The organism is Pseudomonas sp. Choline-02u-1 (assembly GCF_002836515.1).
Lineage (GTDB): Bacteria > Pseudomonadota > Gammaproteobacteria > Pseudomonadales > Pseudomonadaceae > Aquipseudomonas.
Map to the genome: position 1 here is coordinate 1 of NZ_PJBC01000056.1, position 208 is coordinate 208.

The window sequence follows — 208 nt, forward strand, 5'->3', positions numbered from 1 at the left end:
AACCCTGTCTAACGGCGCCACGATCATCATCGACGCGGGTAAAACCACCGGCACCGTGATCGTCGACGCACCGAAAGACGACGTCTACAAAGATGCTGGCTCCGTGCAAGCCACGATCACCAGCGCTACCGGTGGCAATTTCGAAAACCTGGTGCCGAGCTCGGTTCCAGCCGTGACCAGTGTCACCGACACCATCGACACCTCGACC

1 protein-coding gene is annotated in these 208 nt (G+C 59.6%); it reads left to right on the forward strand.

Annotation, left to right across the window (positions count from 1 at the left end):
• Positions 1-208, forward strand: a 208-nt coding sequence (locus tag CXF97_RS14070; RefSeq protein WP_157830900.1) for an immunoglobulin-like domain-containing protein, incomplete at both ends; no start/stop codon positions are given.